This is a genomic window from Gordonia sp. (in: high G+C Gram-positive bacteria) (assembly GCF_049299075.1).
Taxonomy (GTDB): domain Bacteria; phylum Actinomycetota; class Actinomycetes; order Mycobacteriales; family Mycobacteriaceae; genus Gordonia.
Window position 1 is genome coordinate 1 of the sequence record NZ_JBAQWU010000119.1, and the last position, 8,733, is coordinate 8,733.

11 protein-coding genes are annotated in these 8,733 nt (G+C 67.5%); 9 read left to right on the top strand and 2 right to left on the bottom strand.

Translation table 11 applies throughout. The annotated features are described in order from the left end of the window. The 3 genes from WAW85_RS04060 to WAW85_RS04070 form a co-directional block, all read left to right on the top strand. Positions 1 to 763: ABC transporter ATP-binding protein (locus tag WAW85_RS04060; RefSeq protein ID WP_422558367.1), on the top strand; the 763-nt coding region annotated here is incomplete at its 5' end. Further along, entirely contained in the window at positions 760 to 1,512 is a 753-nt protein-coding gene (locus tag WAW85_RS04065; RefSeq protein ID WP_422558368.1) for an energy-coupling factor transporter transmembrane component T family protein, read from the top strand. The genes WAW85_RS04060 and WAW85_RS04065, both read left to right, overlap by 4 nt. Positions 1,513 to 1,543: 31 nt before the next feature. After that, a complete protein-coding gene (locus tag WAW85_RS04070; RefSeq protein ID WP_422558369.1) occupies positions 1,544 to 2,038 on the top strand; it encodes an ABZJ_00895 family protein in 495 nt (164 codons plus the stop codon). 130 nt (positions 2,039 to 2,168) lie between these two features. On the opposite strand, the gene WAW85_RS04075 is transcribed toward WAW85_RS04070, so the two are convergent. Both WAW85_RS04075 and WAW85_RS04080 read right to left on the bottom strand, forming a co-directional pair. Next, the gene (locus tag WAW85_RS04075; protein WP_422558370.1) at positions 2,169 to 2,795 is read right to left on the bottom strand and encodes a superoxide dismutase; all 627 of its coding nucleotides are present in this window, start codon (positions 2,793 to 2,795) and stop codon (positions 2,169 to 2,171) included. Positions 2,796 to 2,908: 113 nt separating this feature from the next. Further along, the gene (locus tag WAW85_RS04080) at positions 2,909 to 3,061 is read right to left on the bottom strand and encodes a hypothetical protein (protein WP_422558371.1); all 153 of its coding nucleotides are present in this window, start codon (positions 3,059 to 3,061) and stop codon (positions 2,909 to 2,911) included. Positions 3,062 to 3,173: 112 nt separating this feature from the next. On the opposite strand from WAW85_RS04080, the gene msrA reads away from it, so the two are divergent. The 6 genes from msrA to WAW85_RS04110 all read left to right on the top strand — a co-directional run bounded on the left by msrA (position 3,174) and on the right by WAW85_RS04110 (position 8,721). Further along, positions 3,174 to 3,890, top strand: coding sequence for a peptide-methionine (S)-S-oxide reductase MsrA (msrA, locus tag WAW85_RS04085; protein ID WP_422558372.1), 717 nt, complete (start codon positions 3,174 to 3,176; stop codon positions 3,888 to 3,890). After that, positions 3,891 to 4,967 carry a winged helix DNA-binding domain-containing protein gene (locus WAW85_RS04090; RefSeq protein WP_422558373.1) on the top strand — a complete coding sequence of 359 codons (1,077 nt, stop codon included), beginning with the start codon at positions 3,891 to 3,893 and terminating at the stop codon, positions 4,965 to 4,967. It abuts the gene before it with no gap. Between the two features lie 456 nt (positions 4,968 to 5,423). Further along, complete coding sequence (locus WAW85_RS04095; protein WP_422558376.1) at positions 5,424 to 5,744, top strand: rhodanese-like domain-containing protein; 321 nt, start codon at positions 5,424 to 5,426, stop codon at positions 5,742 to 5,744. A 416-nt stretch (positions 5,745 to 6,160) separates the two neighbouring features. Then, entirely contained in the window at positions 6,161 to 6,943 is a 783-nt protein-coding gene (locus tag WAW85_RS04100; RefSeq protein ID WP_422558374.1) for a DUF4328 domain-containing protein, read from the top strand. Then, positions 6,943 to 7,725, top strand: a complete 783-nt coding sequence (locus tag WAW85_RS04105; RefSeq protein ID WP_422558377.1) for a glycerophosphodiester phosphodiesterase family protein — start codon at positions 6,943 to 6,945, stop codon at positions 7,723 to 7,725. The genes WAW85_RS04100 and WAW85_RS04105 overlap by 1 nt, the downstream gene beginning before the upstream one ends. A 27-nt stretch (positions 7,726 to 7,752) precedes the next feature. Next, positions 7,753 to 8,721: a DUF5926 family protein gene (locus tag WAW85_RS04110; RefSeq protein WP_422558375.1), complete on the top strand. Its 969-nt coding sequence runs from the start codon at positions 7,753 to 7,755 to the stop codon at positions 8,719 to 8,721. The last annotated feature ends 12 nt before the right edge of the window (positions 8,722 to 8,733 follow it).

The following is an 8,733-nucleotide window of genomic DNA, read 5'->3' on the forward strand; positions in this document are numbered from 1 at the left end:
GGCCCGCGCCGCCGACCGGGTGATCCATCTGGAGGCCGGGCGTATCGTCGAGCACAGACCGGAGTGGATGCGGCCGGAGGTGCACGTGCCGACGCTGCCGGCCGATCCGCTGATCGGGGAGCCACTCCTGGACATCCGCGACGTCTCGCACACCTATTTGGCTGGATCGCCGTGGGAGGTGACCGCGCTGCACCACGTCGATCTCGAAGTGAACCGGGGCGACGGGCTGCTGATCGTCGGCGGCAACGGCTCAGGTAAGACGACGCTGGCCTGGATCATCGCCGGGCTGATCGCGCCGAGTAGTGGTGAGGTGCTGCTCAACGGTGCGCCGATGACGTCGCAGATCGGCAAGGTCGGGCTCGGCTTCCAGCACGCGCGCCTGCAGTTGCAGAAGACCACCGTGAGCGATGAGATCATGGCCGTCGGCGGTGAATCGGTCGGCACCGTTGAGGTGGCCCGTGTGCTAGACCTCGTCGCTCTGCCCCGGGAGATTGCGGCCTGTCGCGTCGACTCGCTGTCCGGCGGGCAGATGCGTCGCGTCGTGCTCGCCTCACTGGTGTCCTCGCAACCGGAAGTGCTGGTGCTCGACGAGCCGCTGGCCGGCTTGGACCCCGCGGCCCGCGAGGAGGTGCTCGATGTGCTCGCCGGCCTCCGTCGTGGCGGGATCACGATCATCATCATCTCGCACGACCTGGAAGCGCTCGAGCGTGTCTGCAACCGGCGTGTGGAGCTGACCAACGGTGTTCTGGAGGCACGACGATGACCCTGCGTACCCCGCCGCTGCGGCAGTTGCCCGGCGATTCGGTGATCCACCGGCTCTGGGCGGGCACCAAGCTCCTCATCGTGCTGATCCTCGGGCTGATGACCTGGGTGCTGCCGACTTGGCCGAGCCTGGGCTTCGTCGCGCTGTTCGTCGTGATCTTCGCGGTGCTGGCAGGTATTCCGCTGGGCGCTATTCCTCGTCCGCCGTGGTGGTTCTGGGCGTTGATTCTGGTGGGTGCCGGTGTCACGGCGTTCTCCTCGGGCTGGCCGGGGGTGCTGGTCTTTATGCGCGGCACCGCACTGGGCCTGATCGTGCTGGCGATGAGCATCATGGTGGTCTGGACCACCCCGATGGCGGAGATCGCGCCGGCCATCGCCCGGCTGATGGCGCCGCTGAAGTTGCTGCGGCTGCCGGTCGACGAGTGGGCGGTCTGCATCGCGCTCTCCCTGCGGGGTCTGCCGCTGCTGATGGAGGAGATGCGGATGCTGCGCGCTTCGCAGCGCCTGCGGCCCACCTCACGCGCCAACTCGGGGCACCCGTCGGCGGAGATGAGCATCATCGACATGGTGGTCGCCGCGATGAGTTCGGCGATGCGCCGGGCCGCGGAGATGGGCGAAGCGATCACCGCCCGCGGCGGCACCGGGCGGCTCACCGCGTATCCGTCCCGGCCGGGTCGAGCGGACTGGATTGCGCTGGCCCTGACGGTACTGGCCTGCGCGGCGGCCATTACGTTGACCGTGCTGCTCTAGGAGTGGTGCCCGCCGACTCGAAGGATCCGACGTGACTGAAACCGCGCCCACCTTGCCGAACTCCGCCGGTCCGCTCTGGAAAGAGCTGGGCGCATTCGCGCTCGCCCTGATCGGCTTCAGCCTGCTGTGGGGCGGGATCAGCTCGCTGCTCGACATCGACAGCGGCTTCATCAGCCTGATGATCCCGTTCGTGGCCGCCGCCATGGCCATCGACAGCTACGTGCGGACCTACCAGCGGGTACCCAGCCAGGCCGAGCAGTGGTGGCTGATCTGGTGGTCATTCGGCGTCGCGGTGCTGTACAGCGTGCTGGCATTCCTGGTGATCGCCTTCGCGATCGGTCTCGGAGACACGTTCGCCGGGATCGAAGAGCTCGGCGGGGGCATCCTGGTGATCCTGGCGACGGTCGGCATCGCCGTCGAATTCCTGGTGATTTGGGCCAGCTACCGGTTCTGGCCGAAGCGTTCGCTGAAGAACCGGCTGCGCTGGCAGGAGAAGCAGGCCGCGAAGGCCGCCAAGGGCCGCTGAACGCACGTTCACTGGCACCCAGCAGCAGTCCGTGGACCGATGGACCACGGAGGTCGTCTCTGTGTCAGTGGGCAAACAAAAACGGCGGCCACCTCGATGAGGTAGCCGCCGTTTGGCGTCTGCGGGGCGATCAGGCCGGGACGATGAGGCCCTCGGCGGCGACGGCGCGGTCGTAGCGGGCGGCGGCGTCCTCCCAGTTGACGATGTTCCACCAGGCCTTGACGTACTCCGGCTTCACATTCTGGTAGTCGAGGTAGAAGGCGTGCTCCCACATGTCGAGCATGACCACCGGGATCAGTGCGGCAGAAGTGTTGCCGCTCTGATCGGTCAGCTGCTCGATCACCAGGCGCTTGCCGATGTTGTCGTAGCCGAGGATGGCCCACCCGCTGCCCTGCAGGGTGCTGGCGGCGGCGGTGAAGTGCGCCTGGAACTTGTCGAAGCCGCCGAAGTCGCGACCGATGGCCTCCAGCAGCGCGCCGGTCGGCTCGCCGCCGCCGTTAGGCGACAGGTTCTTCCAGAAGATGGAGTGGTTGGTGTGGCCGCCGAGGTGGAAGCCCAGGTTGGCGCTCAGGCCGTAGACCTTGCCCGCGATATCGCCGGCGTCGCGTGCATCGGCCATCTTCTCCAGCGCGGTGTTGGCGCCAGCCACGTAGGCGGCGTGGTGCTTGCTGTGGTGCAGCTCCATGATCTTGCCGGAGATGTGCGGCTCCAGCGCGCTGTAATCGTAATCCAGGTCGGGCAGGGTGTAGACAGCCACGATCGTCCTCTCATTGGGTGTTTTCTTGTATCTAGTCCAATTACTACCCTGCGCCGATCAGGCGCGCAGCGCAAGGGTGCCTCGAGAACCGTGACGCGGGCTGCGCGGACCGCTCAGAAGACGATGATCAGCGCGATGACGGCAATGATGGCGATGATGGTGCCGCCGGTCACCGCGCATTGATGCCGCACGTTGTAGATCGGCCACGACTCGGAGTGGCGTGTCACGTTCGGCGCGCTCGTGACGGTCTGCCGGTCGCTCCCCATGTAGTCCCCCTCCGGCGGCATTTGACGTGTGCCAGATCACAGTCCGACGGTATGTGTGTCAGCCTACATCGGGCGCGCTCCTCCGGGAAAATCCGGACGTACCCTGGAGGGCATGAGTCTCTTCGATCGGATTGTGGCCGCCGCCGACGTCAAGCGCGTAATGGTGGATGCCGCCCGCGCCCTGCCGGGTCGCGCCGATGAACAGTTGGTGCCCGCAGCGCACGCCGTCCTCGGCACTGCCTTGCGTGGCGACCCGGTCGACGGGGCCTATGGCCGCGGCGGCATCGGGGAGTTCCCCGCCGGCCTGCAGGCCGTGGTGCTCGGCGGCGGCTGCTTCTGGGGAGTCGAGGAGATCTTCTGGCAACTGCCCGGCGTCTATACGACGGCGGTCGGTTACGCCGGTGGCTACACCCCGAACGCGACCTACGATGAGGTGTGCACCGCCAAGACCGGCCACGCCGAGGTGGTCCTGGTGGTCTTCGATCCGGGGCAGGTGAGTTTGGCTGAGATTCTCGAGCTCTTTTTCACCTCGCACGATCCCACCCAGGAGATGCGGCAGGGATACGACGTCGGTACCCAGTACCGTTCGGCGATCTACACCTTCGATCCGGCCGACACCGAGCAAGCTGCTGCGGCCGCGGCCCGGTTCGCACCGGTGCTCACCGAAGCTGGCTACGGTCCGGTGACCACTGAGATCAGCGAGCTTGCTAGCGCAGGTTCGGGGCGTTTCAACTATGCCGAACCGGTCCACCAGCAGTATCTGCATAAGAACCCGAACGGCTACCGCTGCCACGGCGCCACCGGGCTGGCGTACCCCGCGGACCGCTGAGTGCCCGAGCAAATCACCGTTGAGCAGTGGAACCGTACCCTGCTTGAGCGCCAGCACCTGCTCGATCGCGTCGGAGACGACGCGATCGAGGTAATCGACCGCTGCGTCGGTCTGCAGGCGCAGGATCCGCAGGCGCCGTTCTTTGCCCTCGCCTCGCGGGTCGATGGCTTCGCCCCGGCAGAACTCGACGCGTTGCTGTCCGAGCGCGAGGTGGTGCGGATGGTGTTGCAACGCGGAACGTTATTCGCCATGGATGCCCTCGATGCGCGCTGGATTCGCGCCGCGGTGCAACCGGCGATTGAGGCGTCGACCTTGCGCACCCACCGCGCGGGTCTGGGCGAGGTGGAACCTGGCGCGGTGGCCGAAACCGCGCGCGGACTGTTCGTCGCGGCCGGCGACTCCGGTGTCAGCGTCGCGGCGCTGAGGTTGGCGCTGGCTCGGGCCTGGCCGACGTCGTCGATCGAGGCCCTGGCAGCCGTCGTGCGAGCGTGGTTGCCACTGGTCCAGCTGCCACCGCGGGGGCTCTGGCGGCAATCCGGTGGACCGACGCTGGCGTTGCTCGACGATTGGATCGGTGCCGGGGAGCCCGCTGTGGACGGCGAGGAGGCACGCAAGGACCTCATCCGCATGTATTTGCGCGGTTACGGCCCGGCCTCCGGGGCCGCCATCGCCGCCTGGAGCGGCCTCACCGGCTTGGGTCCGCTGCTCGAGGCGATGGAAGCGGACTGGGAACTGGCGGCGCTCACGGGACCGGCCGGTCAACGGCTTTACGACCTGGAGGGCTTGTCGATCGCCGATCCCTCGGCGCCCGCTCCGGTGCGACTGCTCGCGCCGTACGACGGCTTTCTCGTGGCCAATGCCGATCGTGAGCGGGTCGCCGACGCGGCGGTGTACCGGGCGACGGTGACCCGCAACGGGCGCTCGCCGGGCTTTGTTCTGGTGGACGGTCGACTGGTCGGCACGTGGCGGCTCACCGACGGGGGTGTCGAACTCGCCGAACTCGTCGATCTGGCGCCCCGCCAGCGGGCAGCTGTGGAGAGTGAGGTCGCGGCGTTGACGGCGTTCGTGGATGGCTGATCGACGCGGATACGCGCAACTCGAAAGCAGCACTCAAGAGTTTTGCAAGGCGTGTTGTCCACACGATATCCACAGTATTCGGTGGGGAAACTAACAATGCGGCCCATGATCGGCAGGTAAACAACTGGTGAGTAGCATCACAAATAGCGGGGGATTTCAATGGGTTATGTCAACTACTGGAATGCGACCTTGGAGTTAGTCCACAAATCCACAGAGTTGTCCACAGCTGTCGGTGGATGGGGGGACACCTGTGGACAACCTGGTACGCGCCGGCCTTGGGATAACTTTTCTGATCCCCGCACGTAGTCCTTGTTCGGTGGGGCGGCCGGTGTGTGGTAGCCGCTGATTCACCATGTGCTGGCCGGAAATTCAATCCGCGGCCACCTGGCAACGGGTCGTCACGACGGCAACGCCGGACCTCCGGTCGCCGCTTGTGGAACTATGGACGATGTGAGTATGGACATCGAGCAGATTGACGTGTCCGCGCTGCCCGATGACTTCACCGAGGTACCCGATCGGGTCCTGCTGGACGTACGCGAAGACGATGAGTGGGAACTCGGCCACGTCCGAGGCGCACTGCACATTCCGCTTGACGATGTACCCGGGAGGCTGGACGAGATCGACCTCGACGCCGACCTGCTCGTGATTTGCCGGACCAGCGGCCGGTCCTTCCGCCTCGCGCAGTATCTGGCGCAGCGAGGTATCGACGGCGTTGTCGTCCGGGGCGGAATGGTGGCTTGGGAGGCCGCCGACAAACCCTTCGATACGGGACGGTGACCGGCGCGGTGCTGCTTGACGTCTGCTTGCCCTGCCGTATTCAGGCCGAACATCAGCCGGGCCGGATCCAGTGTCCGCGCTGCGGGGGGACACTGGTGGTGCTCGACGCGCACACCCGTCGCCGGGTGACCATGGCCCAACCCGGCCCGGCCACGCACTCGACCTCGGTGATGGCCGCGCCTGGTCCGACGGGTCCGTCCGCATCGCCCACCACAGCCACGCAACGGCCGATACCCCTAAGCGAGGGCGCCCGCCCACAGCGGTCAGCACCGGAGCAACCGGCGGCCGGACAATCCGCGGCGCGCCCGGCCGAACGGTCACAGCCGAACCCTTCGCATATGCCCGCGGCTCACCAGCCACAGTCGCCCGTCAATGCGGCCCGCTCGCGCGCTCCCGGCGCCGGTCGCCTGCGGTGGATGGCTCACCGGCCCATCGACACCCTCCCGCCGCAACCGCGGCCCACCGCGTCGATTGCCGCACGCACGCCGCGCTACCTGCAGACCCCGCGCTGGGGGCTGTACGACATTCCGCTCGTCGCCGTCGAGGCCGACGAGCCGCAGGTTCGTCCGGAAGCTGCGCTGCGCCAGATTCTGCGCTGGACCACGATCGCCCTGGCCGTCGCCGCGGTCGCCCAAATGCTGCGGTACCTGACGCTGTTCGCGAACCGCAGCCGCCCCATCCCGTACTGGTTCGACCTGGCCACCCTGATCCTCGTGATCGCCTGCGGAACCCTCGCTGTGGTCGCTGTGATCTGGGCTGCGTGGGCGTTCGCGCGCTGGTTGCTGAGCATTCGGGAGCGCTCGTATCAACTCGTCGGCACCCGAGAACCGCGACACCCGCTGCTGGTGGCCGCGTCCGCTGTGGTGCCGTTCGGGAACGTAATCGGTGCACCGTTCCTGCTGCTGGAGGCCGCCTCGGCCGTCGGCGGTGACGCCGCCGTCCCCGCCCGCCGCGAGATCAACCGGGGGGCCGTGGCCTGGGGGTTAGTCAGCCTGATCGGCGCGATCTCTCTGACCTACCGGATCGTGGCCCTCACCAGCGACTCGATCCAAGTCGGCGCCGACGCGATGGTGTGGTCGCTGCTGACCCTGATCGCCTCGGCGGCCTTCGCGCATTGGCTCGGCCCGCGACTACGGAAAATGACGGTGATGGGCGAAGCGGCGGCGGCTCCGCAACGTCGGCTGGTGGTGGCCGCGTGATGGCCCGCGGCGTCTCCCGATCGGGCAAACCCGCCGTCGTCGCGCACCGCGGCTCCTCGGCCGACCACGCCGAGCACACGCTCGCCGCATACGAGGCGGCGCTCAGCGAAGGTGCGGACGGTCTGGAATGCGATGTCCGCCTGACCGCCGACGACCAACTCGTGTGTATTCACGACCGCACCATTGACCGGACCTCGGACGGCTCCGGTGTGGTCAGTGAGATGACCCTGGCGCAACTGCGCGAACATGATTTCGGCTCGTGGCACAGCGGGCAGCGCGCCTCGGTCCTGACCCTGCCGGAATTGCTTGAACTCACGCTCGACTGGCATCGCCCAGTGCGACTCTTCATCGAAACCAAACACCCGGCGCGCTACGGCGGTCTAGTCGAGGCCCGCGTACTCGAGACTCTGCGCGACTTCCGTGTCGTCGCACCGCCGTCGGCCGATCACAGTCGGGCCGTCGTCATGAGTTTTTCCCCGTCGGCCACCTGGCGGATCCGCCGGTCTGCGCCGATGCTGCCCACCATCCTGCTGTCCGAGAACCTCATTGGGGTGCAGTCTGGTCCGGCCACCGCGGTCGGCGCGACTGGTGTCGGACCGTCGATCCAGACGCTGCGAGCCCATCCCGACCTGGTCGACAAAGCAGCCGCCGGGGGCCGCGTCACATACGCCTGGACCGTCGACGAGCGTACCGACGTTCAATACTGTGCGGACTTGGGAGTGCGGTGGATTGCCACCAATCACCCGGCGAAAGTGCGCGATTGGCTGGTCACGGTCGAGTGACTTCCGGCCGGATGAGAAGGTTAGGGCATGGCGAAGAAGAGCAAACGCAATAGTGGACCGCGGCCCGGAAGCGACCGTGCCGAGCGGGTAGCCGCCCGCAAACTTCGCGCGGCAGCAGTCCTGGCCGAACCGCAGCGGCCGTTCGCCGACCTGCCCGCCGCCGAATGCGACCTGGTCGCCATGCGCGCCTTCATCGCTTCGGCCACCGCGCAGGTGACCTTCGCGGACGGATTCGAGGCCGCTAACGAAGCCGACTTCACCACTATTCTGCCGGGTGCCGTACCCGGGCTGGTGCGCTCGCGTGACGCCGCCATCTGGGGCGAACGTGGCGCGACGAAGGGCGATGAGCACGGAAAGGTGACGCAGGGCCTGGTCGCGCTGCAGACCAACCCCGAGCCCGCCGACCTGGCCGGTTCACTGGCTTCGGCCCTCACCTGGGCTGCCTCTGCCACACCGGGCGCCGAGTATCGGGGCGTGAAAGCAGCCACCTCGCTTGCCGAGATCGTCGCCGCCGAGCAGCCCCTCGACGTGGTCGTGTACGAGAACTTCTCCTGGTGGTTCGGCGACGACGCTGAGGTGACGCCCCAGGTTGAGGCCATGCTCGAACGCGCCAACGACACGATCATGCCGACCGCCCGGCTGACCCCGAAGAGCGGCACCGGCGCACCGTGGTGGGTGGACGCCGGCGATCGCGCCCACCTGCGCTGGGTCCGCCCCGAATCCGAAGAGCAGCTGATGAAGGCGATGGCGCGCCTGCACGCCGCCGGGCGCCTCACCATGGGCGAGGGCTCTCGGTTCGCCGGGTCGTTCCGCACCCACGGACTCGTGGTGCCGGTCTTCGACCTCGACAATGAGATGCACCCCGACGAGTGGTACCCGGGCCTCGACCAACTCGACGCCTGGTTCGTCGAAGCGCTGGCCGACGATTCGGACCTGACGGCAGCCGAGCGGGGTTCGCGTGCCGGCATCATCGGCCGGCAGGTCACGCTGCGCTGACACCGACCCCGG

What these genes read in the sequence shown, in the direction of transcription:
- WAW85_RS04065 (WP_422558368.1), top strand. Translation starts at nt 760, where the DNA reads ATGACCCTGCGTACCCCGCCGCTGCGGCAGTTGCCCGGCGATTCGGTG.
- WAW85_RS04080 (WP_422558371.1), bottom strand. Translation starts at nt 3,061, where the DNA reads ATGGGGAGCGACCGGCAGACCGTCACGAGCGCGCCGAACGTGACACGC.
- msrA (WP_422558372.1), top strand. Translation starts at nt 3,174, where the DNA reads ATGAGTCTCTTCGATCGGATTGTGGCCGCCGCCGACGTCAAGCGCGTA.
- WAW85_RS04095 (WP_422558376.1), top strand. Translation starts at nt 5,424, where the DNA reads ATGGACATCGAGCAGATTGACGTGTCCGCGCTGCCCGATGACTTCACC.
- WAW85_RS04100 (WP_422558374.1), top strand. Translation starts at nt 6,161, where the DNA reads ATGGCTCACCGGCCCATCGACACCCTCCCGCCGCAACCGCGGCCCACC.
- WAW85_RS04105 (WP_422558377.1), top strand. Translation starts at nt 6,943, where the DNA reads ATGGCCCGCGGCGTCTCCCGATCGGGCAAACCCGCCGTCGTCGCGCAC.
- WAW85_RS04110 (WP_422558375.1), top strand. Translation starts at nt 7,753, where the DNA reads ATGGCGAAGAAGAGCAAACGCAATAGTGGACCGCGGCCCGGAAGCGAC.